General features: G+C 61.8%; 18 protein-coding genes and 3 pseudogenes. 7 read left to right on the top strand and 14 right to left on the bottom strand.

Features of this window, described 5'->3' with window-relative positions; all coding sequences use genetic code 11:
* Nucleotides 1-46 precede the first annotated feature (46 nt).
* A complete protein-coding gene (locus tag AAC979_RS22350; RefSeq protein ID WP_371349182.1) occupies nt 47-1,393 on the bottom strand; it encodes a DUF3991 domain-containing protein in 1,347 nt (448 codons plus the stop codon).
* On the opposite strand from AAC979_RS22350, the gene AAC979_RS22345 reads away from it, so the two are divergent.
* From AAC979_RS22345 to AAC979_RS22335, 3 genes are all read left to right on the top strand, one after another.
* Nucleotides 1,355-2,095: a DUF6088 family protein gene (locus tag AAC979_RS22345; protein WP_371349181.1), complete on the top strand. Its 741-nt coding sequence runs from the start codon at nt 1,355-1,357 to the stop codon at nt 2,093-2,095. The genes AAC979_RS22350 and AAC979_RS22345 overlap by 39 nt on opposite strands.
* Nucleotides 2,076-3,188: a nucleotidyl transferase AbiEii/AbiGii toxin family protein gene (locus AAC979_RS22340; protein WP_371349180.1), complete on the top strand. Its 1,113-nt coding sequence runs from the start codon at nt 2,076-2,078 to the stop codon at nt 3,186-3,188. Before AAC979_RS22345 ends, AAC979_RS22340 begins: the two co-directional genes overlap by 20 nt.
* A 114-nt stretch (nt 3,189-3,302) precedes the next feature.
* The gene (locus AAC979_RS22335; RefSeq protein WP_371349179.1) at nt 3,303-4,394 is read left to right on the top strand and encodes a hypothetical protein; all 1,092 of its coding nucleotides are present in this window, start codon (nt 3,303-3,305) and stop codon (nt 4,392-4,394) included.
* Nucleotides 4,395-4,533: 139 nt separating this feature from the next.
* On the opposite strand, the gene AAC979_RS22330 is transcribed toward AAC979_RS22335, so the two are convergent.
* Nucleotides 4,534-4,689: an SDR family oxidoreductase gene (locus AAC979_RS22330; protein ID WP_371349178.1), complete on the bottom strand. Its 156-nt coding sequence runs from the start codon at nt 4,687-4,689 to the stop codon at nt 4,534-4,536.
* A gap of 234 nt (nt 4,690-4,923) precedes the next feature.
* Here AAC979_RS22330 and AAC979_RS22325 point away from each other — a divergent pair.
* Nucleotides 4,924-6,113, top strand: a protein-coding gene (locus AAC979_RS22325; RefSeq protein WP_371344771.1) for an IS3 family transposase whose coding sequence is annotated in 2 segments (ribosomal slippage) — nt 4,924-5,173 and nt 5,173-6,113 — 1,191 coding nt in all. Because the reading frame shifts where the segments join, the coding sequence is not laid out codon by codon here.
* A gap of 545 nt (nt 6,114-6,658) precedes the next feature.
* Here AAC979_RS22325 and AAC979_RS22320 read toward each other — a convergent pair.
* The 3 genes and pseudogenes from AAC979_RS22320 to AAC979_RS22310 all read right to left on the bottom strand — a co-directional run.
* Entirely contained in the window at nt 6,659-8,488 is a 1,830-nt protein-coding gene (locus tag AAC979_RS22320; protein WP_371349256.1) for a DUF3141 domain-containing protein, read from the bottom strand.
* A 99-nt stretch (nt 8,489-8,587) separates the two neighbouring features.
* Nucleotides 8,588-9,040 (bottom strand): hypothetical protein, encoded by a 453-nt coding sequence (locus AAC979_RS22315; protein ID WP_371349177.1) that lies wholly within the window; start codon nt 9,038-9,040, stop codon nt 8,588-8,590.
* An 85-nt stretch (nt 9,041-9,125) separates the two neighbouring features.
* Nucleotides 9,126-9,764 (bottom strand): annotated as a pseudogene (locus AAC979_RS22310) (acetyl-CoA C-acyltransferase); the annotation flags it as partial.
* Between the two features lie 63 nt (nt 9,765-9,827).
* Here AAC979_RS22310 and AAC979_RS22305 point away from each other — a divergent pair.
* Nucleotides 9,828-10,927 (top strand): IS3 family transposase gene (locus AAC979_RS22305; protein ID WP_371349176.1). Its coding sequence is split into 2 segments (ribosomal slippage): nt 9,828-10,089 and nt 10,089-10,927, totalling 1,101 coding nucleotides; the frame shifts between segments, so codons are not numbered across the junction.
* 59 nt (nt 10,928-10,986) lie between these two features.
* On the opposite strand, the pseudogene AAC979_RS22300 reads toward AAC979_RS22305, so the two are convergent.
* The 3 genes and pseudogenes from AAC979_RS22300 to AAC979_RS22290 form a co-directional block, all read right to left on the bottom strand.
* Nucleotides 10,987-11,538 (bottom strand): annotated as a pseudogene (locus AAC979_RS22300) (beta-ketoacyl synthase N-terminal-like domain-containing protein); the annotation flags it as partial.
* A gap of 28 nt (nt 11,539-11,566) precedes the next feature.
* Nucleotides 11,567-11,755, bottom strand: coding sequence for an SDR family oxidoreductase (locus AAC979_RS22295; protein WP_371349175.1), 189 nt, complete (start codon nt 11,753-11,755; stop codon nt 11,567-11,569).
* 15 nt (nt 11,756-11,770) lie between these two features.
* Nucleotides 11,771-12,451: an RNA polymerase sigma factor gene (locus tag AAC979_RS22290; RefSeq protein WP_371349174.1), complete on the bottom strand. Its 681-nt coding sequence runs from the start codon at nt 12,449-12,451 to the stop codon at nt 11,771-11,773.
* A gap of 1,150 nt (nt 12,452-13,601) precedes the next feature.
* On the opposite strand from AAC979_RS22290, the gene AAC979_RS22285 reads away from it, so the two are divergent.
* On the top strand, nt 13,602-13,976 hold the full coding sequence (locus tag AAC979_RS22285; protein WP_371349173.1) for a hypothetical protein: 375 nt from the start codon (nt 13,602-13,604) through the stop codon (nt 13,974-13,976).
* Between the two features lie 267 nt (nt 13,977-14,243).
* On the opposite strand, the gene AAC979_RS22280 is transcribed toward AAC979_RS22285, so the two are convergent.
* Nucleotides 14,244-15,521 (bottom strand): class I SAM-dependent methyltransferase, encoded by a 1,278-nt coding sequence (locus AAC979_RS22280; protein ID WP_371349172.1) that lies wholly within the window; start codon nt 15,519-15,521, stop codon nt 14,244-14,246.
* A gap of 337 nt (nt 15,522-15,858) precedes the next feature.
* Between AAC979_RS22280 and AAC979_RS22275 the strand changes: the two are divergent.
* A pseudogene (locus tag AAC979_RS22275) lies at nt 15,859-16,264 on the top strand (zinc-binding dehydrogenase); the annotation flags it as partial.
* A gap of 138 nt (nt 16,265-16,402) precedes the next feature.
* Here the strand turns inward: AAC979_RS22275 and ppk2 are convergent.
* The 5 genes from ppk2 to AAC979_RS22250 form a co-directional block, all read right to left on the bottom strand.
* Nucleotides 16,403-17,173, bottom strand: a complete 771-nt coding sequence (gene ppk2, locus AAC979_RS22270) for a polyphosphate kinase 2 (protein WP_371349171.1) — start codon at nt 17,171-17,173, stop codon at nt 16,403-16,405.
* A gap of 195 nt (nt 17,174-17,368) precedes the next feature.
* Nucleotides 17,369-18,631, bottom strand: a complete 1,263-nt coding sequence (locus tag AAC979_RS22265) for an MFS transporter (protein WP_371349170.1) — start codon at nt 18,629-18,631, stop codon at nt 17,369-17,371.
* Nucleotides 18,628-21,036, bottom strand: coding sequence for a heavy metal translocating P-type ATPase (locus AAC979_RS22260; protein WP_371349169.1), 2,409 nt, complete (start codon nt 21,034-21,036; stop codon nt 18,628-18,630). Before AAC979_RS22260 ends, AAC979_RS22265 begins: the two co-directional genes overlap by 4 nt.
* A 71-nt stretch (nt 21,037-21,107) precedes the next feature.
* Nucleotides 21,108-21,350: a hypothetical protein gene (locus AAC979_RS22255; protein ID WP_371349168.1), complete on the bottom strand. Its 243-nt coding sequence runs from the start codon at nt 21,348-21,350 to the stop codon at nt 21,108-21,110.
* A 397-nt stretch (nt 21,351-21,747) separates the two neighbouring features.
* Complete coding sequence (locus AAC979_RS22250) at nt 21,748-22,863, bottom strand: ABC transporter permease (RefSeq protein WP_371349167.1); 1,116 nt, start codon at nt 22,861-22,863, stop codon at nt 21,748-21,750.
* Nucleotides 22,864-22,874 lie beyond the last annotated feature (11 nt).

Genomic DNA, 22,874 nt, shown 5'->3' with positions numbered 1-22,874 from the left:
CCTCTCCGTCCGGGCGGGTCAAGGGCCGGCGCAGCCGGGCGAAGCTTCACCCTTGACGCGGCCGGCGGGCATGCGGCAGCAGGGCCTCCTTTCCCTCCTCATCCTTCTCCTTCTTCATCGATCGCAGATCCTCATTCCAATCTCCGGCGTTCGGGCGCAGGCGCTCGAAGCCGCAGGGCGTTTCGGCCGCGATTGCCTTCAAGCGCTCAGCATAGGCGTCGCCCTGCGCATTGTTGTCGGTGGCAGCAACGAGAAGCGCGTTGTCTTGCATGACAAGCGTGCGGATCGCCGCCACGCTCGCCGGCGACCAGCCGCCGCCGGTGCTGAGGAACACGCTGTCGGGCCGCATGTCCTCGATCGCGGCGAGGCTCATGGCGTCGATCGCTGCCTCCGTGAGGCAGAAACGGGTTGCATCGACAGGCCCTAAGCGGAACAGGACCTTCGCCCCGCCGGTGGCGAAGCCGCGCCACTCCGGCCCTCTCTCCTCCCAGCCCGTGATGACCCCGGCCTCATCGGTATGGGCCGCCCACATGCTGCCCCGTGGGCCTTCGCGCAGCCGGTCGTTCCTGATCGCGGTCCGGGTCACCGCATCTGGAAGCGCGCGTTCTTCACCGAGATAGCGCCACGTCAGTGAACTCGGCCACGGTTTGCGGCGTCGGAGCCAGCGTTCGGCAATGCCGATGTCAGCGTCGCGGGAACGTGCCGGCCGCGTCCAGACGGGCTCGGTCGGAACAAAGCTCACCAGCTCGCCTACGCGGTCGAGGCAATCGGTAAATCCGACATGATCGAGATGCGCGACGAGCGCGTACACGTCGCCTTTCGCCTCGGACAGCGGATCGAACCAGCCCTTGCCGTCATGGATGACGATGACGATGTCGTCGCCTCGGCGATATTTGATGGCCCGGCGCGTGCTCTCCTTCAGGTCGATCGCGAAGCCGGCCTTTTCCAGCACGGCGGCGCACAGGACACGCTCCTTCAGCTCTTCAACGTCATTCCTTTCCATTGCCTCTTCCCGGCACCCATCGGTGTCCGGCCTTTCCTGCTCGAGGTCTCCTCCTCGCATGTCGCGAGGCCACCCCCAGCTGCCGCGAAGAGCGAAGGCGGCAAGGGCGCGGCTGGCAACTGATGATTTCGGCAGTGCCGCCGGCAAGCCAACCGCGGCGCAGCTTCCCTTGCCGCCGCCCGCTCGCAAGCGGCACTCTCGACACGAGAACGACGAGGCCACGCTTTCCCCTGCGAGGGTAGATAGCCGTCTACTGACCAAAGTTTGGATACAAATTCTGGTCAGCACGGGGTTCCAGATTGCTACTGACCAATTTTTATATATAATCTTCGGACAGAAATGAGCGGTCCCATGCCTGACCCGACGTCCGACACTCTCGACCGTATCCATGAGCGGATCGCCCAGGCGGCGCCGGCCGGGGTGTGGTCGCGCGCCGATTTCCTGGACATCGGAACGCCGAACGCCGTCGAGAAGGCGCTGCAGCGGCTGACCCTGCGCGGCGACATCCGCCGTCCCTATCGCGGGCTCTACGATAAGCCCGGCGTCAGCAAGCTAACCGGCAAGATGGTGTTTCCGCCGCGCGCCTCGTTCATCGACGCGATCGCACGGCGTGACAAACTGAGGGTCCTCGTCGACGGCATGACCGCCGCGAACGATCTCGGCCTGACGACAGCCGTGCCGGCGCGCTCGACGATCTACGCCGACACCTATCCCCGGACGATCGAGATCGAGGCGAGCGCCGGCGATCCCAAGGTGACGAAGCCGGTCATCTACAAGCTCGACTTCAAGCGCATCGCGGCGAAGACAGCGTTCTGGGCCGGGCGGCCGGCCATGCGTGTCGTCCAGGCGCTCGCATGGTTTCGGGATGAGAAGGCGAGCCTCGACGCCGCCGTGAACGGCATCCTCCGGCATCTCTCGCAGGATGCGAACCGCGAGAAGGTCGCGGACGATCTGCGCGACAACATCCACGCGGTGCCGGCCTGGATGTATCCGCTGGTCGAGACGATCACGCGCCGGCTAGCCGGGGATCAAAGCGGAAGCGTACCGGCCACCGAGCGCGCGAAGGGCGACCATGCAGAAGACGTTCATTGAAATCCTGAGCTCGAGCGTCGACGAACGCCGCGCGCTGTTCGAGACGGTCGCCGCGCATCTCGAGACGCAAGCGGAGAACATCGAGAAAGATCTCTATGTCTGCTGGGTGCTCGACTTCCTGTTCAATCGTCGCGGTGACGATCCGATCGGTCTGTATTTCAAGGGCGGCACGAGCCTGAGCAAGGCGTATGGACTGATCCGCCGCTTTTCCGAAGACATCGACATCGGCATCTACAAGGCCGATCTGCATGTCCCGCTCGAAGCGGAGATCGCCGCCCTGCCCTCGGTGAACCAGCAGCAGCGTGTGCTCGCCGAGAAGGTCGACGAGGCAGCGCGTCAATACATTTCCGGGCCACTCAAGGAGCTATTGACGAAGGAGATCTCATCCGTCGAGGAAGCGGCCGAGCTGCCAGGACATTTCTCGCTCGGCTTCGGATTCGACAATTATCGCAACAGGGACGCGCTCGACATTCTGGTGGTCGGCTACAAGAGCGTCTTCGATACCTCGGAGAGCTATGTGCAAGCCGCGGTCCGCATCGAGGGCGGCGCCCGTCCCGATCCAGAGCCTGCGGAGCCGCGGGAGATCGTCCCCTACATCGCTGACGAAATGCCGGAAGGGATGGACCTCACGGTTCGCAACGTGACGACGGTTAGGCCGGAGCGGACCTTCTGGGAAAAGGTGCTGATCCTGCATGCGATGACCGAGATGACGGACAAGCGACGTGAGGACGCCAATCCCGAACGGCCCGTGCCCGATCTCAATCGGTATTCCCGTCACTACTACGACGTCCATCAAATCTGGACCCATCCGGACTATGGCATCGCGAGCGCGTCGATGCGCGACCTCGCCGAAGCCTGCCGGCAGCACAAGGAGCTCATGTTCCGCGCGCCAGATAACCGATACGACCGCGCCGTGCCGGGTAGCTATCGCCTCGTCCCGACGCCGGACATGCGAGCGAAGCTCGCGACCGACTATGCGCGTATGACGGCGATGATCTTCGGCACGCCGCCGGCCTTCGCCGACGTGATCGCCAGCATCGAAGCGCTCGAACATCATCTCAATGCGGCGGATGCCGAGGCCGATGAGTCATGACGAATGCGCGGACAGGAAATGTCGCGGCTGATCGTCCATGGCGGCGCTGCAGGCCGACCGGCAGAGCGGGGCCCAGACTTGGCGGGACCGAAATGATAGAGTGGGGGTGGTTACATGGCTGAGATTTCGGAGAACGCTCCTGCCAGGCTACCCGACCGTGCGTCGGTCGAGGAGGCTTTGGCTGCGCTGCCCGTCGGCTTGGACGAAGGCGCGCTTGCCGAAGCGCTGACGCATGCCTTTCCGGGCTTTTCCTTCTCGGCCGCTAGCATCGACGATCCCTATTGGCGCGACACGCGGTCGGTCCTCGCGCCGGACGGCACCCGCATTGCCGAGCTTCGACCTTGGATGACGGCGGAGATCGAGAAGCACGCCGGCGACATCAACGCCGTTTGGAGCTCGCTGCGCGACAGCGGCATGGAACTCGCCGAGTGGCACGGCAATACCGTATTCGCGTTCGCTCCGACGGGACCCGGTGCTGCCGACTACGTTCAGATTGCACTCGGCCGCGAAACCGAGTGGCGCGCCGGCCCAATCGTCAATCCGGACTATCGGCCTTGGAGCGCTGATGAGTTGCTCGATCCGTCTTGGCTGGAACACGATGGCTTGACTGACGGCAAGGTGCTCGCGGGGCCGCTCTACCGATTGCTTGGCAGGACGGGCAGCAGCGTCGTGCATGTGCGCAGCTTCCTCACACGGTGCGCGCGGCTCGAGCGCGACAAGCGGGAGGCGCGGCGTCCGGAAATGGAGCGGCGCGTCTGGGTGGATTCCGACGGCGGCAAGACGCCGTTTCTGGACTCGCAGCCGGGCTGGTTTGAATTCGTGCCGCGCGAGGTGCGCTTTTTCCAGGACTGGGAGGAATCGAGCGCCCGAAGCGAGCGCGTCTACGACCATTGGGCACTCGACATCAAAGACTATGAGCACCACGGCCAGCGAGAGATCGGCTTCATCATCCGTCCCCGCCACTTACCGGCCGACCGGCTCGAGGTCAATGACGCCTCGGTGCATATTCTCATGGACCGCATCGAAGCGATTGACCGCGAAGTGGGACTCCCCTTTGGCTGGTTCTTTCTCATGACGCATGGCAACAGGGTTGACGCAGAGGTTGGCGAGGCAATCGCTAGGGGCATCCGCGACGCGCGGATTCGCTTGCCAGATCACGATGCCAAGGTGCTGCTGCGCTGGGCCGATCATCGATACGGATTCTAGCGCCAGGACAATTCAGACCCTGGGAGCGCCCTTGCTACCGAATTCCCTCGCGAGACGCGGCTCATCCGCTAAGGCGACAAAGGAGAGACAGACCGGAGGCAAACATCGGACGCCTCAACTCGTCGTGGAGTGTTTTGCTTCATACCCGGTTGCCAGCGATCGTGTAGCCGCCATCGACGAGCACTGTCTGGCCCGCCGTGACGAAGCTCGCACTCGGTGAGCACAGCCAGGCGGCCGTTTCGGCGATCTCGTCGACGTCTTCGTGCAAGGGGCCGCCCGTTGCCGGTTGCGACATTGTGGCCCCACCACACCGCCTATGTCACCGGAATGATTCGGCATGCGCGCGTAGCAGGCACTCCTTTCCACTACTTCGACATACTGGGACATATCCCGGCGGTGCCTTCGTACTGACGGACCGCTCAGATCAGCTTGAGCTTCGTGGCGAGAGCCGTCGCTTGTGCCAGGTGACGTTGCCCCTCATCTCTAATCCAGTTTGAAGTTCGTTCTGGCCCATTGAGAGGACCAGGACATGAGGCGCAGCCGCTTCACGGAAGAGCAGATCATCGGCATCCTGAAGGAGCACGAGGCCGGGGTGCCGGTCTCGGACCTGTGTCGCAAGCACGGGGTCAGCGACGCCAGCATCTACAAATGGAAGGCCCGTTTCGGCGGGATGGACGTGTCGGAGGCCAAACGGCTGCGAGCGCTCGAGGACGAGAACGCCAAGCTGAAGCGCATGCTCGCCGACGCCATGCTGGATAACGTCGCGCTGAAGGATCTCCTGGGAAAGAAGTGGTGACGTCCGCTGCCAGGCGCAGAGCTGTCTCCCACCTCATGGAAGCCCATGGGATGAGCGAACGGCGGGCGTGTAAAGCCACCGGCTTCTGCCGCATGACCATGAGATACAGAGCCACGCGCGGGAATGACGCCTCGCTGCGTGAGCGCATGAAGGCCATCGCCCAGGAGCGACGGCGGTTCGGGTACCGGCGTCTCCACGTCCTGCTCAGGCGGGAGGGCTTCCGGGTCAACCACAAGCGGCTGTTCCGGCTCTACCGTGAGGAACGGCTGATGGTCCGCCGGCGAGGCGGTCGCAAGCGGGCGATCGGGACACGGGCGCCGATGATGATCCCGATGCGACCGAACGAGCGCTGGTCGCTCGACTTCGTTGCCGACCAGATGACCGATGGCCGGCGCTTCCGGATGCTGGCCATCGTGGACGACTGTACCCGCGAATGCCTGGCACTGGTGGCGGACACGTCGCTGTCCGGGGTCCGGGTCGCTCGCGAACTCGATCGGCTGCTGGCAGAGCGCGGCCGGCCGAAGATGATCGTCAGTGACAATGGCAGCGAGTTCACCTCCAATGCCATTCTGGGCTGGGCCGACACAGCTCGGGTCGAGTGGCACTACATCGCGCCGGGTAAGCCGATGCAGAACGGCTTCATCGAGAGCTTCAACGGGCGCCTTCGGGACGAGCTGTTGAACGAGACGCTGTTCTCCAGCCTGTCTCACGCCAGAGCCGCTCTCGCCCGGTGGCAGCTCGACTATAACACCGCCCGGCCGCACTCGAAGCTCGGATGGCAGACGCCAACGGCCTTCGCCTCAACATTCCATCCGCGGCGGGATCAGACGCTCCGCATCATGAACGGCTCCGCGTCTGCCCCCGCCGCTCCCCACGCCCGAGAGGGCAAATCCAACCGCCAGAACGAACTCACAGTTGGATAGAAGTTGGGGGCAACGTCACAATCGGGTGCTGAGGGATCTGCGAAAGGATAGGATCTTGGAATTCCACTATCGACGGCTCCGAATCCTCGATCCGGACAAACTTGTCGACGTAGCAGGGCTTGATCCACAACTTGTGATGTCCTGGATCCGCTGATGGGTGATCGCAGAGACACTATTGAATGGAGCGCGCAGAGGCGCCGATCCGAGCGCTGCTTCGTGCTGGCGCGTCCCACTCGTTCGGCTCCATTGTCGCGCAAACACAACCGCTGATTTTCTGTCGCCACCGACCCTTTGGCTGCGGCCTCACCCACCGCGCCTGCGCCCAAAATGCGATTTTAAGCCACGATGACGCTCCCCTTGAACATCCCCACCGCGCGGCCGAATTTGCCGGGCTTGTCCGGCATGATCTCGACGCGAAACGTCTCTCCGGTTTGCAACTCCTGCTTTTGGTGACGTCAGCGAAGGTGGCCCTTTCGGACCCCGGCGCCATCTCCTCTCGCCGAATGCTCAATCGCACCAACTTGCTTCGGCGAACGACGATGGTGTCAAGCCGGTGGCGTCGATGGCCGCGCTGAGGCTGGCCGATGGTAAAACGCTTCGAAGACCCCCTCTTCCGCCGTGTCGCGTTGTTTGCGGCCGTTTTCAATCGCTTCGGAGACACGGTCAATCGCCTCCCGCTCACGACGCAGATTGCCATCATTCTCGGGCAGCGGCTGGCGGTGCTGCTCGATCAGGCGCGCGAGTGCAGCGACGCCATGCATCCATGGACTGAAAGACTCCGACAGCAGGTAGCGGCTCGTGCGCATGGGATGGAGCCATTCGAGCGTTGCCGCCGTCCAGGGATTGGAGGCCCCGCGAACGAACGGGCTGACCATGGTCTTGTAGAATTGCTCGTTCACCTCCGATAGGTGCCGAACCTGCTCGAACTCCGCGTGGGGCGTCTCGAACCGTAGATTTTCGACACGCCGCTCTTCGAACCGGACCGAGTATTCCGACTTGCGGCAGTCCGGATCTCCGCTCGGATTGTCGATCTTCATCTCGTAGAGGCCGGGAGCGAGGGTCTCGATCTCGCCAAGGCTTTCGAGGATCGCGCGATGTTCGAACCTCGCCACCTTGGCAGACACGAAAATGCCGAGATGGCCGGCATGGGGGTTCGTCAGATAGATGATGCGCTGACCGGCAGCCTTTAGATCGTCGGTATCGCTGTACACCACTGGGATCCAGCCGAGCGCCTGGTGCGGCGGGGTGATGTTGTCGCCGTAGGAAGCGAAGATCACCAGCGGATTACGAATGCGCCGAAGGTCGGCGACACACCCGTCGCAGATCCGCATTTTGCCCTCCTCGAGTCGATTGCCGATGAAGAGGTTCTCGACGATGGCAACGATCTCTTCCCGGCTGAGGAAGTAGAAGCCGTTCCACCACCGCTCGAACTCGAGGAAGCGCTCGCGTTCCGTGTCGACATGCGTGAACAGGTTGGCGTATTTCTTCCATACGGCTTCGGGCTGAAGGTTCTCGAAATTAAAGGCGAGCCACGCTCCGTCCAGGCGCCCGTCATTAAGATCGGCAAGGAGGTGGGTGGCCCAGACGCCACCGAGCAGCCCGCCAGCGATCCGCATCGGATTGACGCCCGATTCCCCCGCCCAATAAGAGAGTGGAGAACCGTTGAGCACGGCTGGCCCGACTAGGCCTTCGCAATCCGCCGAGAGCAAGGTGATTGCCCAGCCGGCCTGACAATTGCCATAGAGCACGGGAGGCTTGCTGGGGTGGCGTTTGACCACGTCCTCGACGAAGCGGCCGAGCGCATGCAGCACATCGGCCAGGGTCTGACCCGCGCAGGGTTCAGGAAAGAAGGAAACGAAATAGACCGGATAGCCCTCGTGCATGGCGATCCCAATCTCAGAGTCGCGCTTGAAGCCGCCGATGCCGGGGCCATGGCCGGCTCTGGGGTCGAGGATGACGACGGGCGGCTTCGCCGGATCGACACAATCCTCGATGCAATCGTCGCCGATCCGAGTAATCCGCAGGAGAGCGTAGTTGACGGGCCGCTCGAAGTGCCGGGCATCGACCAGCGTCTCATAGTCGAAGTCGAGAAGCGGCGGTTTCCCAGTCCGCTCATGCGCGATCATGTTGTTGGCGCGCCGGCGCAGCGTATCCCAAAACAGAATCGACCGTTCGAAGACATCCCGCTGATAAGCGAAGGGATCATTGATGTTGATCGTCGGTCCGGCCGGATTCGCCGCAACGGCCGGCTCCAGGCTCTTCACCGGAGAGGGCGCCACGATATCCCACCGATCAGCAATTTGCCGCCCCGGCGACCCCTTCGGCTGGTCAATCAGCGCGGAATCCGATCTTGCTTCGGGCATCACCATCTCCATCATCCGGTCTTTTGGGCGAGGACGTTGAACAGCGGCCAGAAATCAGGCTGCCCTGCCGGCTGTTCAGCAAAGTCTCGACAAGACCCCAGGGACCGCTCTTCAACCCAATGTGCGGCTAAGATGCCTTGACACTGCCTCTGACATCAGGGTTTCATTTTCCCACTGACTAATCTCGCTTGCGGACTCTCGCGCCATGTTTGCACAGCATTCCTGGACCTTCTGCGAGAGCTCGAGCCAGGTCTTCGTCTGCAGCGACGTCTCTTCCAGGATCGCCGCCATGACGCTCGATTCTGCAGCGACCACGTCCTGCGGCCGCCTGCAGCGAACGAATTCCAGAAGCGAGCGTCCGATACGCTCATTGGCGCCAAGGAGAGAGCTCATCTGAGCGCTGTATGTCTCGCCATAAGCCTTCTGCAGATCAGACGCGAATGCCTGAAACCGTTTGAACTGACCGTCGAGCTTACCGGTATTGTCAGCGCCCGACAGTCCCCACCATGCGAATACCGCGTTCAAGCGATTGAAACCAACTGGCGCCTCATTCTTCGTGGCCATTTCTCTCTCCGTCATTGTTTTGGTTGCCGTTTCAGGAATGCGGCGTTCGATTTACTGTAACGGGTCGCTTTTTAAGCTCTCGCGGTCAGTGGAGAGTCTCAAGCGCCAACGCGATCCCCTGACCGCCCCCGATGCACAGCGTCACCAATCCGCGGCGGAGACCGTCCCGCTGCATCGCGTGAAGGAGGCGGGTCGTCAGAACGGCCCCTGTCGCACCAATCGGATGGCCATGCGCGATGGCGCCGCCCTCGACATTGACAATGTCCTCCGGGAGTCCGAGCTCCCCGATGAGTGCTAGGACAATCGCCGCGAAGGCCTCGTTGATTTCCACGCGCTCGACGTCGCCGAGCTTCCAGCCAGCGCGATCCAGGGCCTGCCGAACCGCGGGAACCGGCCCGAGACCGAACAGGTCGGGTTCTACCGCGCCGACCCCGAAGGCCACAAGACGGGCCATCGGCGTCTGGCCGTGCTTCTCGGCCCAGCGGGCATCCGCGACGATCACCCCCGCGGCGCCACTGTTGAGGCCCGGTGCATTGCCGGCGGTAATGGTCCCATCCTTGCGGAAGGCCGGCTTTAACTTGGCCAGTGACTCCAGCGTCGCGTCCGGGCGGTTGTGCTCGTCTTTGTCGAAGATCGTCGGTCCCTTGCGGCCGGCGATTTCGATCGGCGCGATCTCGGCATTGAACTTGCCGGCCGCCTGAGCCGCGCCAAAGCGTTGCTGCGTCTGACCTGAGACCCTGATCTTCCTCCAGATTTGAGTAGAGTCCGTCACTCACGGAGACGGACGATGCGCCCCTCACGATTCACGGAAGAGCAGATTATCGGGATGCTGAAGGAGCAGGAGGCTGGAGCTGCGACGGCGGATGTCTGCCGCAAGCACGGCATCTCCTCGGCGACCTTCTACAAGTTCAAGGCGAAGTATGGCGGGATGGACGTGTCGGATGCGCGCCGGCTGAAGACCCTCGAGGATGAGAACGCCCGCCTCAAGAAGCTGCTGGCCGAACAGATGCTCGACAACGCGATCCTGAAGGATGTCGCCGCAAAAAAATGGTGACGCCCGATGCGAAGCGGAAGGCGGTGGCTCATGCCTGCACGGTGCATGCGGTGAGCCAGCGTCGGGCGTGCCTGGCCTTGACGATCGACCGCTCGACGGTGCGCTACACGAGCACCCGGCCGGACGATGCCCTGTTGCGCGAGGCGATGAAGGCCGTGGCAGGAGAGCGCCGGCGGTTCGGCTACCGCAGGATCCACATCATGCTGGACCGCCAGGGCATCGTGATGAACCAGAAGAAGCTGCGGCGGCTCTATCGCGAGGAGAAGTTACAGGTGCGCCGGCGTGGCGGCCGCAAACGGGCACTGGGCACGCGCAGGCCCATGCTGGTGCCTGATCGGGCCAATGCGCGCTGGAGCCTCGATTTTCTCTCCGACACGATCACGGACGGTCGCCGCTTCAGGGTGCTCGCCATCGTCGACGACTACACGCGCGAGTGCCTCGCGCTCGTCGCCGACACCTCGCTCTCGGGCCTGCGCGTGGCTCGCGAACTGGATGATGTCATTCGCCTGCGCGGCCGGCCGGATACGATCGTGTCCGACAACGGCACCGAGTTCACCTCGATGGCGATCCTGCGCTGGTGCCAGGAGACCGGCGTCGAGTGGCACTACATCGCCCCCGGCAAGCCGACGCAGAATGCCTTCGTCGAGAGCTTCAACGGACGCTTCCGGGACGAGTGCCTCAACGACACGCTGTTCTCGACGCTCGTCGAGGCCCGCAGCACCATCACCTCATGGAAGGAGGACTACAACCGGTATCGACCCCACTCGGCCCTCGGCAACATCACGCCCGCCGAGTTCGCCCTCAAATCCTCGCTGGAAAAACAGGCCGCCTAAGGCCAGAAATCAAACCCAGGACTCTCCCTCAGACCGGAGGAGAAAAGGGTCTCAGGTCACGTCCGCTCCGCCCAGCGGTCCTGCGCCTCGCGCGTCACCTGGAACTTGCTGACGAGACCCTCGGTTACCAAGCCCGAGTGGTGATCGGAAAAGGCGTCGTTGAGGCCGTCGCGCAGCATGCTGTCGTAGATCTGGGCATCGCCCATGCGGTAGCCCCACCGTCCGCCGGACATCAGGTAGGGCGATTGGTCCATGTTCTCCATGCCACCGGCGATGGCACTCTCGGCGAGGCCGAGCATGATCTCCTGCGCAGCGGTCGCGATCGCTTGTGCACCCGAGCCACACACCCGGTTTATGGTCATCGCCGGAACTCCGACCGGAATGCCGGCCTTGATGGCCGCCTGCCGCGCGGGGTTCATCTTGGCGCCGGCCTGGACGACCTGTCCCATCACCACGGCGCCGATCGCGCCATCTGCGATCTTCGCGCGCGACAATATTTCCCTGATCACCACCGCCCCGAGATCGGGTGCCGCTATGTCCTTCAGCGTTCCGCCATACGTGCCGATGGCTGTCCGCACCGGGGTGCAGAGCACGACGTTCGACTGTGCCATGTCGATGTCCTTTCTATTTTCGGTGGCGCTATGCCATGAACAGGCCGCCATTGGCGGTGACCTTCGAGCCCGTGACGAACGTTGCCTCCCCGCCCACCAGGAACCGGACGATGCGTGCGACCTCGTCGGCGTTGCCCCCCTCGATCTTTGCGAGAGTATCTTTGGACATGGCATCAACCGTATCCGTTGCGATGTAGCCGGGTGCGATGGCATTCATCTGTGTTCATTGCATTCATCCGTCCTGGGGCGGCGCTTTGGTTTCGTCACCGATACCGCGAGCTTGTTGGCGAATGCGCTCGGCCTCATCGCACCGGCAATCGAGAAAGCCGTGGACCGGACAGGTCAGGCACATTTCCTCGAGCCTCTTGCGGAGCGCCTGGCGCCCCCTGTGGAGCCTGACCGCGATGTTGTTGAGTGTGGTGCCGAGGCTGGCGGCGATCCGATCACGCGGCTCGCCAAGAATGTCGGAGCGCCAGACTACATCGGCATATTCGGGCTTGAGCGTCGGTAGCAGCTTATGCAGGCAGTTGCAGACGGCCTCGTCAGTTTCTCGATCCGGCTCGATCGGCAGGCTCTCCACATCCGACTGGCCCATGTCGACCTCCTGACGACGGCGTCTGACGGCGCGTCGCTGGTGATCGACGAGGGTGGTCGCCAGAATGCGCCCGAGCCAACCGCGAACCGTGCGGACGTCCCGCAACTGCCAGGCGCGCTCGAGCGCCCGAAGCGAGAACTGCTGCAACAACTCTTCGGCCTCGTCCCGGCTGCCTACCCGATGATGCAGAAAGACCAGAAATTCTTCGCGTGCCTCGACAAGCGCTCGTCGTACAGCCGCGTCCGCTGGCTTCGCGGCTTCCTGACCTTGCGCATCAGCTTCCGAATGCCGAGCATCCGCTTCACGCTTATTGGTCATCGTCTAGCCAACTCTTTCAATGGTTGAGACGTCTTCTGAGGTTGCCTCTACCAGAACGTGACAGGACTTGAGGTTACGGCCGCGCCCACCCACGTTCTTTAACGCAGATCAAGCTTTCCTCTGCCGACCCTCGTTGTGAATTCCTCTTGAGTGTCAGCCTTTCTGGCTGCGGCGGCCTGCTATCGCGGCGGGTTGGGAACGGAGCGAACCTCCGCCGGTGCTTCGCACGCCACCGTAGGGCTTTGGCCAGAGGTGGGAGGGCTTACGACCATGCGAGCGGGGAGTGTCGAAGTGGCCGCTGAGCCTCCTTCTGCTTTCTGGATCGGTCCACACCGCAGCAGCGGCCCCTGGCGGCGACAGCAGGGTCGCGGCGATGCCCCCAGGATCCTGCCGGCGGAATTGATCCGCGGTCATCCGCCAGGCCACACGGAGAATTCCATGCATGGCGGCCGGGCTGCCGCCCGCGCGGAATTCCATATCGTTGTTGCACTCTTCGACGTCAGGACTGGGCTCCGCCTCACCGGCGCAGACGTCTCGCCGCGCGTCTCCAAAATTGGCCGTGCCGGGAGCCAGGAGACCTCTAGTCAGATACAGATTCGCCGCTGCCGAAAGTCATGGCAACTACTTTGAAATGCTCGGTAGTGGACCGTTTCGGATCAACCTGACAATTCGCCTGCGGGATCGGACGCAGGACATCAAGGTGGAATGCGAAGAGCGGCTCACGTAATCACGATCGGGCCGTGATCGATCGAGCGCCTCGATCATGTCGATGAGCGGGGGTTCTGCTATTTGCAACTATGCGGCCAGCGGGATGATTCCGCAGCGTGTCCTGAAATGGAACGGATGCTCCTCCACTACGAAAAATATCTACTCCACAATAGCTCAATGCCCCACATATGGCCGATCCCGATCCCCGATTTTCGGTATACCCATCGGCACTGGCCGCACCTACGGCTCCATATGATGCAAGACCGTATCGTTGATCGGGGGCGCCAAGACAACCGCGAGGCTGCGGATTCAAAATCCCTCAGGGCGCACGCTGCGATTTGTTTCGGCGCCTCGCGCTGCGTAAGTGGCGATCTTTAACCTGCCGCAAAGCTTTCACTGCAATTTCAGCTTTCCTCAATGCCTCAGTCGACAGGAGGCGGACATGGATTGGATCTTCCAGAACTGGATATGGATCGCACTTGCGATAGGCGCGCTTTTCTTCATGACCCGCATGGGCGGCCACGGAATGGGCCGATCGGTACACCACAACCACGGAACCGCGCAAGATCGCCCACCATCCGACGGTGGCGCCGGTTCGCGATTGGTCATTGATCCCGTGAGCCGGCAGCCCATCAGCGGCAGTCCCTCAATCTCTTCGGTGTATCGGGACCGTGCCTATTATTTCGCGTCCCGCGAAAACCGGGAGGCGTTCGAGGCTGCTCCCGAAAAGTATCTGACCGGGATGGCCGCTTCGGGCCAAGCGGTCGATAACCAGCGTGACGACGAGCATCCGCACCGCCACCGACATGGCTGCTAGGACGCAAGGGTTCTGGACCCTCTGGCTTGGTCCCAACGCGGGTAGAGAGCCGAGGAGCATTCCTGGCGAGCCGCGGCACCACGAGCACCAGCACGGCAAGACCGAGTGCGATGCGTGACCGAAGCAGTAACAGGGAAATGCTCGCCCATAGCTCGGAAACGCGCGCTGCCGCGCGCTACGAGACGAGAAGCGCTGGCATTGCGAGGACAGACAGAAAGACTGTACACGAATAAAATGTCAGATCGAAGAGGAGGGAGCGAACGAGGGTCACCGTGCAAGCCCTCCGCTTTTCGCTGGATGGGCAACAGATTGAACAGGCGCATCGACATCCGCCGCATCAACCCTGCGCAATCGCTCCCAGTCCTGGATGTAATCGCGGGTCAACGGCACGGCACTGAGGCGCTTGCTCACCTGAATCTGGAAATTAATCAGGCCGCCATGACGAAAGGCTGCTTCGCAACTGGCCAGGTAGAATTCCCACATGCGACAGAACCGCTGGTCGTAGATTTTCGCGACGTGCTCACGGTTTGTCATGAAGCGATGCCGCCACGCCTTCAGCGTTTCTGCATAATGTAGCCGCAGTATCTCGATGTCGGTGACGTACAGCCCCGCCTGCTCGATGGCGGGCAGAACCTCCGACAGCGCCGGGATGTATCCGCCCGGAAAGATGTACTTGTTGATCCAAGCATTGGCAGCACCGGGACCGTCAGTGCGCCCGATCGTATGGATCACAGCCACTCCCTCGTCAGTGAGGAGTTTCCTGACCCTCTTGAAGTATTCGCGATAATGCCCCACGCCGACATGCTCGAACATGCCGACGGACACGATGCGGTCGTATCGTCCTTCTTCTTGGCGATAGTCCTTCAGCAAGAATCTCACCCGGTTCCCCAAGCCGGTTTCGGCAGCGCGTCGTTCGGAGTATGCGTGTTGCTCAGTCGACAATGTCAGGCCAGTAACATCAACGTCGGCAGCCCGGGCGAGATAGAGGCCAAGCCCACCCCACCCCGATCCAATGTCGAGGATCCGCTGTCCTGAGCTCAGTAGCAACTTCGCCGCCAGGTGCCGCTTCTTTTGTTCTTGTGCACACTCCAGTGTGTCGCCACTCGAATTGTAATACGCGCAGGAATACTGACGGTCTGCGTCGAGAAATTGCTCGTAGAGCGTGTCCGAGAGATCGTAGTGGTGCGCGACATTCGCACGTGAGACTGAGATGCGATTGTGCTGAGCAAAGCGTCGGATGAGACGGCTCAGGATTGCACGCGCGCGCCTTACCCCTTGGCCACTGCCCCAGCCGAGGTTTGAAAAGCAGAGATCAAGAAAGCCGTAGATATCCCCATCGACCACCAACAATGCGCCATCCATGTAGGCTTCGCCGAGGGCAAGATCTGGATTGAGGAGCAGCCGCGGAATCACAGCTGGATCCACGATCCGAATCGCAATGGACGGAGTTCCGCTACCGATGTGATGAACGCCTCCGTTCGGCCCGATCACGGTTAATCTGCCGTTGTGGATGATCTGCGCGAGCATCTTGCGCAGCATGAGCATTGTCGCATTCGTTCTGATTTTCTTGAGCGACCGAATTGGGCTTGATCGACTCGCTTCGATATCAATCGATTGGCGCCTCTCAGAGACGGTGGAGGCAGACGAAGGATCGGATGGGATGCTCATTCTCGGCCCCACACAGACGACGACGGTTGAATGCCAATCAACCTCGCAGGGCGGGCGCATTCTTTGATTGGGGTTAAACTCCAGCATTCGATGTTGGCTTCAATCGATCGCCGATGAGCGCAGCCGCAACGACGGCCTGGGTGCCCCGAAAATTCTGGCAAAATGGGGCTACCTTTGCAAATGCTCGACAGTTCATTAACTCTGATCAATGCTTCGCTTGGCCGTGTGGCAGATGCTTGGCGCGGGCTTCGTCTTCGACTTCAAGAATGCAGACCGTGTCGAGGAGTTGATGAGGATCACGAACGGCCGACGTCGCGAACGAGGCCTTGGGAACCTTGGCAACGGTCGAGGCTGCGCTGCGCGCGCTGCGGCCGGGCGGTACTCTTCCGAGCCCGGCGTCTACTCGCCCGACCTTCGGATCCCGCTTAGGGCCTTTGCTGGGGGCTCGGAGATCACAAGATCGCCACGCCGTTGGTCCGGTCGGCAAGGAGCGGATACGGCGGCTTCTGGACGTGATTGCGTCTGGTCGGATCGATGTAACGGCGCTGATCACCCACCGCTACAAGCTCGACGACATCGAGAATGCCTATGGCTTCTGCTCCCATCAGCGTGGGGGTGTTGAAGGCGCCATTACTCTTTGGTGCCGGGTGGGCTGCTTGCGGATCGTACGTCCAATCGATCCGCGCGTTTTTCTACACTTCGTGGAGAGGCGGCGGGACGTTGCAGCATTGCTTAGTGGCAGCTCTATTTCGAAACAATTACTCCGCGATTAGGCCGTTCGTAACCGCCGCCTTGTCATACAGAAACACGACATTGGGGTCGGGAAGGTCGCGAGCACGGTCCTTACCGTCGAAGTCGAAGCGCGTCAGCAGATCTCGGATGACATTAAGCCGCGCCACTGACTTTTCATCTGCGCGCACGACTGTCCAGGGCGCAAATGGAGTGTGCGTGCGAGCCAGCATCTCGTTCCGAGCTGCGCTATAGTCGTCCCAGTGCTTCGTCGCTGTGTCGTCGATGGGGCTCAGCTTCCACTGCTTGAGTGGATCGTCCCGTCGATCTCTTAGCCGGCGTTTTTGTTCAGTTCGCGAGATATCCAAATAGTACTTGAGAATGGTGACGCCACAATGGACGAGCAGCTGTTCGAACAGCGGGGCCGTCATGAGGAACTCGTCATATTCCTCGTTACTGCAGAACCCCATCACCCGCTCGACTCCAGCGCGGTTGTACCAACTGCGGTTGAACAGCACGATTTCCCCGCCTGCCGGCAGGTGCGGCACCCAACGTTGAAAATACCAGGACTTCTGGTCGCGGTCGGACGGCTTGCCCAGCGCGACCACGCGCGTCTCGCGCGGGCTGAGATGCTCAACGATTCGCTTTATCGTTCCATCCTTGCCGGAGGCGTCCCGCCCTTCGAAGATCACGAGAACCTTCTTGCTGGATTTGATGAGGTGCTTCTGAAGACGCGCCAAATCCACCTGGAGTTCGTGAAGTGCTTGGCCGGTAGCCTCGCGTTTTTCGTTCTTGCCCATCTCGAAATCCTATTCATGAGATTTGTCGCATGCCGACGTATCGACCGCTGCAATTCACACTACGGAAGCGTAGCTGCCTGCCAATTTGACAGGCCTTCAGCGGAGAGCCCATCCAATTCAGTCGGACATCTTTGGCTCGCCAATTCATCACTTACGTTCTCTCGCTGAATCGCGATTTCAAGTCGCCGAGATCCGTCAGCGCGCCGCTTCAAGAGCGGCGGGACCGTTCACCCGTGCCAGTAGGCCCGGGATACCCAGACTTGCGACGAAGCCTCCCAGCACGGCGAGGGCCGCGAGCGTGAAAGGCGCGTTCGGCACGAAGGAAACGCCAAACAGCAGACCGCCGGCGGCCGATCCGGCGGCTTGGCCGAGACTCGCAGCCGCAGTCTGGCGGCCCAATTCCGCTGCTTGCCTTTCCCCGGCACTGAGCGAAATCCAGTACGTCGCAATGGGGGAGAGGATGCCAGCGCTGGCCGCGATCGCCCCCACGACGAAGGCAGTGGACGCGGGCGCTGAGGCAAACGGCACGGCCGCGACGCTCGTTGCCAACACAGCGAGAGCGGGCATGAGGAACCAGCGTGTGGTCTCCGGCTTCACGAACGGTGAGAAGACGATCGTTTGGGCGACCAACATGACGAGGCTGCACACACTGAACATGAGCCCGATCTGATAGGTACTCATGTCGAGAACTTGCATTCCGCGAAGCGAGAGGCCAACTTCGAAGGCGCCCACAGCCGCGGCGGTCACGAACGAAATGACAAGGAGGCGTGGAAGGGCGGCGCGGCCCTCCGGTCCGGTTGCAATTCCTTCCTTATTTATGTCGCGCTCCGTGGCGTCGGGCACGAAGAACCATACTGCCAGCGCCACCAGGAGCGAAAAGCCTGATGTGGCTAAGTAGGGTGAAACGGAAACTGCGACCTCGCCTGAGCTTGGGAAGAGTTCGCGGGCGACGACGACGGTGAAGCTTCCCAGCATCGGCCCGACTAGGAAGCCGATGGCACCGGCAATGTTAAGCAGAGCAAAGCGGCGGGCGCGCCATTCCTTTGTGCGAGCATAGTCGCCGATAAGGGCATAGGCTGCGGGTACAATGGAAGCCGAGAACAACCCATTCAGAAAGCGGCCGAAATAGAGCAACGGGAGGCCATTGGCGAGCCCAAACAGTGCCAGCGTCAGGGAGAACCCCATCAGTCCCGCGAGCAGCACGGGACGGCTACCATGCCGATCGGCAAGGCGGCCCCATAGTGGTGCGAACAAGAACAGCGCGATGGTGTAGGTTCCGGTCAGCATGCCGGTATGCCGTGATAGGACCGTAGGTTCCGTCGTTCCTGCGATCCGTTCAATCGCAAGCGGAAGTATCGGCAGAAGGAACCCATAGCCCACGGAAATCGTAAACATTGCCAACAGCAATGAGAACATCATCCACCATCGCAGTGGTTGGAAGGCGTTCACCGCGATCACGCCGCTGCCTCAACCGCGGTCTCCGTCGGACTACTTTGGACGCTGGTACCGCGCGTGATGCCGGCCAGCCGTGTGCGCTTGAGCATCAGTGCGTTGATCGCCACCAGAGCCGAGCTGCCAGACATGGCGAGAGCGGCGATTTCTGGGCTCAGGAGCATTGGGTAGAGCACGCCCGCTGCGAGCGGGAAGGCTATGACATTGTAGGCCACCGCCCACCACAGGTTTTGGTGCATCTTGCGCAGGGTCGCGCGGGAGAGTTCGATGGCGCCGACGATGTCGTATGGATCGCTCTTCATCAACACGACGTCGGCGCTCTCGATGGCGACGTCCGTTCCCGCACCGATGGCGAACCCCACGTCTGCCTGCGTGAGTGCGGGAGCGTCGTTGACGCCGTCGCCAACCATGCCAACCTTGTGGCCTTGAGCCTGCAGCTCCTGAACCTTCGCCGCCTTTTGGCCGGGCAGTACATCGGCCAGCACCATGTCGATGCCAAGAGTTGCGGCAATTCGCTTCGCTGTGCCGGCGTTATCGCCGGTCAGCATGGCGACCTGCACGCCACGCTCGCGCAACTTGGCTACCGTCGCCTGGGCGGTGGGGCGCGGAGCGTCGGCGATCGCGACGAGGCCGAGAAGGCGGCCACCACGGGCCACGTGAACCACGGTTCGGCCGGCACCCTTCAACTGCTCTGCCGCATCGGCGAGTTCGTCAAGGCCGATCTTTTCTTCGTCCATGAGCCGGCGATTGCCGAGGAACGTCGTTTGACCCTCGATCTCTGCGCGAGCACCTTTCCCCTCGAGATTGAGGAACGACTGCGCGTCCGGCACAGTGAGCCCTTCGGCGCGCTCGATGATCGCCAGCGCGAGGGGATGATCCGAACCGTGCTCGACAGCGGCCGCTATGCGAAGCACCTCATCCGGCAACGCGTGGCCTGCCGCAATCACGTCGACCACACGCGGCTGCCCCATGGTCAGTGTGCCGGTCTTGTCGAAAACGATGACATCGAGCTTGGTAGCATCTTCCAGCGCGGAAGCGTTCTTGAACAGGATGCCGTTCATGGCGCCGAGCCCGGTTCCCACCATGACCGCCATCGGCGTGGCAAGTCCGAGTGCATCGGGACAGGCGATGACAAAGACGGTGATGGTCAGCGTCAGCGCGAAGAGGAGGGTCTGACCGATCCAGAAATACCAGACCGCGAAGGTGACGAGACCGATCAGGATCGCCGCGAGCACCAGCCATTGCGAGGCCCGATCGGCGAGAAGCTGCGCCGGCGCTTTGGAATTCTGCGCTTCCTGGACAAGCTTTACGATTTGGGCGAGGGCTGTGTCGGCGCCCACCTTCGTCGCCTTGTAGCGCAAGTTGCCACTCTTGTTGATGGTGGCTCCGATGACCATGTCGCCCAGCTTCTTCGAGACCGGCATCGACTCGCCCGTCAACATCGATTCATCGACGTCGGAGCGACCTTCGAAAACCTCGCCGTCCACAGGGATCTTGTTGCCGGGACGCAGAATGACCGTATCGCCGAGCAGTACCTCGGCGGTTGGGATCTCGATCTCGACGCCGCCCCTGAGCACTGTGGCCTTGGGCGGCGCGAGGTCCATGAGCTGACGGATTGCCTCGGACGCGCCGGCTCGTGCACGCATCTCAAGCCAGTGTCCCAGCAGGATGAATACCAGCAGAACAGAAACAGCCTCGTAGAACTGCTGGCCCTTGAAGAAAAAAGTCGAGCCGACGCTGAACAGGTAGCCCGTGCCAACACTGAGCAGCACCAATACCGCCATGTTGAGCACGCCGTTGCGCAGCGCGCGGATCGCCGCGACGACGAAGGGCCAGCTCGGATAGAGGATCGCGGCACTCGCAAGAACGAAAAGCAGGATTTCACGATCGAGACCGAATGGCGGATCGATGCGCAGGAAATCCATGCCCATCGGCTGCAGCAGAAATATCGGAACCGAGAAAATCAACGCGACCCAGAACCGATTGCGCATATCCCGGACCATGCCCTGCATGTCCATTCCCGCGCCATGGCCCATCTCATGGGCCATGGCATCATGGGAGATCGGCACCGCTTTGTCCTGCGTCCCGGTGGCCGGATGCGCCCCGTGACTCGGGTGACCGGCATCATGGTGATGCAGCGCTGCCGCATGCGCCGGGGGCACGGTCGTCTCGTTCGGCACGCACTGATGCCTTGGAACCACCTCGCCGCGGCAATGGAAGCCGCAGGCGCTCACCTCCGCTTGGATGGCTTCCAGACTGATGCGTCTTTCGTCAAAGCTGACCGTAGCCGTGCCGGATGCGAAGTTGACGGCGACGGAGGTGACACCTGGCAGCCGACGCAGGTGCTTTTCGACCACGAGCGGATCGAGCACATCGAAAAATTGCTCCACGTCAATTGTTGTGGTCTTCACAATCGTCGTCTCCTGTCGAAGTCGGAGCGGATGCCCGACTACAACCATCCACTCGTTCACGGATCGCGCTGTCAGCTGCCGGTGCAGCAGCCGGACTTCTTCTGATGATGACCGACGCTGGAGACCGAATGGTCTTGATCGCTCGCTGGCACGGCCGTGGCGGGCACCGCCGCGCGTTCGTGATTTCCGCAGGAGCCATGAGCATTCGTTTTCTCCGTGGCTTCTGCGCCGGCATGGCCCCCGCAACAGGACGAGGCATTCGGAACCGAATGCTCGTGGGTCGTCTTGGTCTGATCGACAGAGGTGGTGGTCATTCCGATGGCTCCTGCTTGGGGACATGACGACAGAGGGCTGCATGCAGGGCGCTTTCGCCTCATGCCGCTCATGCCCTCCCACTTCGTGATTGTCTAAGGTTAGCCGATGGGCCGGTCAGGCATCTTTAATCTCGATTAAGGACCGGCATCCTTAGGGCGCGCATCGTTCTTGCATGCGATGCCTCCCAGACTCCGTGTTCCGGTTGACTGATTCATCGTCCACATTGATCAGGAGGACGATGACACGAGCGCTCAGCGAAGATCTTCGCTCGCGCGTATTGAAGGCTTCGAGCGACGGGATGTCTGCGCGGCGGGCAACAGCCCAATCCCTGTGATCTCGCGATTGCCTTTGCGGACGCTTCACATTGGCACGCAGCGATGTCACCTATGGCCATGCTCACGACTGGCGCGTCAGCATGGCCTTGAAGCGATGGAGCGCAATCGCGACAAAGGCTGCGCCGAGGCCGGCCATGATAAGAAGGTCGCGCCAAACCACATCGATGCCTGCGCCACGGTAGAGCACCGCTTGCGCAAAGCGCACGAAATGCGTGGACGGCGAGAGGTCCATGATCACCTGAAGCGCTTGCGGCATGCTCTCGAATGGCGTGAAGGAGCCGGACAGCAGGAACATCAAGACAAATACCGGGATGGAAAGGAGCGCAAATTGCGGCATGGAATTCGCGACCGTGGCGAGCAGAATGCCGAGCGACGTCACGGCGAAGAGATAGATTGCCGCCCCTGCGAGAAACAGTTCGATCGAGCCGACGATCGATGTACTTAGAACGACTTCGACCACGACATGAAGCGAGAAGGCGGCCGCTAGAAGGATGACAAGCCCGTTCGCCCAGATCTTTCCGGCAATGATCTCGCTCGCGCTCACTGGCATCACGAGAAGATGCTCAATCGTACCATGCTCTCTTTCGCGCATCACTGCGGCCCCGACCAGAATAATGGCGAGGATGGTGACGTTGTTGATGACGCCCATGCTCGCCGTGAAGCTGATCGCTTCGAGATTCGGGTTGAATAGGGCGCGGATCACGGCTCTGACCGGAGCGAGCGTTGCGGCAGGGGCTTGCTTGAGGAAGCTCGTTGTCTCCTGTGCGACTATCTCCTGAATATAGGCCGTACCGACCCCGGCCAGGGAAATGCTGGTCGCGTCGACATTGAGCTGGATGACCGGGCTGCGACCGGCCAGGAAGTCGGCTTCCAGCCCAGGCGGGATGTCCAGAATGAAGGTGAAGGCGCCCTTGTCCATCAGGCCATCGAGGCTCGAGCGATCGATGTCGGCCGGTGGGCGAAAATAGGGTGGCCGCAGCGCATCCTTAATCCGACTCGATAGAGCCGAGCGATCGCCGTCGATGACGGCCACCTTAGCATCATTGACATCCGTCCGCATGGCTGTCGCTTCGGAGTAGACAGCAAAGGTGAAGACGTAAGCGATGAGCACCACCATCACGACGTCGCGCGAAAGGCTTGCGAACTCCTTGATGCCGAGACGGAAGGCGTTCTCCATCCACCGTCGCA

It is taken from the genome of Ancylobacter sp. IITR112 (genome assembly GCF_041415945.1).
GTDB lineage: Bacteria > Pseudomonadota > Alphaproteobacteria > Rhizobiales > Xanthobacteraceae > Ancylobacter.
Note: the sequence above shows the minus strand (reverse complement) of the source record. Positions and strands in the feature narration are given on the sequence as shown.

Coding starts and splice junctions, on each gene's coding strand:
- AAC979_RS22345 (WP_371349181.1), top strand. CDS start 1,355: ATGCCTGACCCGACGTCCGACACTCTCGACCGTATCCATGAGCGGATC.
- AAC979_RS22350 (WP_371349182.1), bottom strand. CDS start 1,393: ATGGATACGGTCGAGAGTGTCGGACGTCGGGTCAGGCATGGGACCGCT.
- AAC979_RS22340 (WP_371349180.1), top strand. CDS start 2,076: ATGCAGAAGACGTTCATTGAAATCCTGAGCTCGAGCGTCGACGAACGC.
- AAC979_RS22335 (WP_371349179.1), top strand. CDS start 3,303: ATGGCTGAGATTTCGGAGAACGCTCCTGCCAGGCTACCCGACCGTGCG.
- AAC979_RS22330 (WP_371349178.1), bottom strand. CDS start 4,689: ATGTCGCAACCGGCAACGGGCGGCCCCTTGCACGAAGACGTCGACGAG.
- AAC979_RS22320 (WP_371349256.1), bottom strand. CDS start 8,488: ATGGAGATGGTGATGCCCGAAGCAAGATCGGATTCCGCGCTGATTGAC.
- AAC979_RS22315 (WP_371349177.1), bottom strand. CDS start 9,040: ATGGCCACGAAGAATGAGGCGCCAGTTGGTTTCAATCGCTTGAACGCG.
- AAC979_RS22295 (WP_371349175.1), bottom strand. CDS start 11,755: ATGAATGCCATCGCACCCGGCTACATCGCAACGGATACGGTTGATGCC.
- AAC979_RS22290 (WP_371349174.1), bottom strand. CDS start 12,451: ATGACCAATAAGCGTGAAGCGGATGCTCGGCATTCGGAAGCTGATGCG.
- AAC979_RS22285 (WP_371349173.1), top strand. CDS start 13,602: ATGGATTGGATCTTCCAGAACTGGATATGGATCGCACTTGCGATAGGC.
- AAC979_RS22280 (WP_371349172.1), bottom strand. CDS start 15,521: ATGCTCATGCTGCGCAAGATGCTCGCGCAGATCATCCACAACGGCAGA.
- ppk2 (WP_371349171.1), bottom strand. CDS start 17,173: ATGGGCAAGAACGAAAAACGCGAGGCTACCGGCCAAGCACTTCACGAA.
- AAC979_RS22255 (WP_371349168.1), bottom strand. CDS start 21,350: ATGACCACCACCTCTGTCGATCAGACCAAGACGACCCACGAGCATTCG.
- AAC979_RS22250 (WP_371349167.1), bottom strand. CDS start 22,863: ATGGAGAACGCCTTCCGTCTCGGCATCAAGGAGTTCGCAAGCCTTTCG.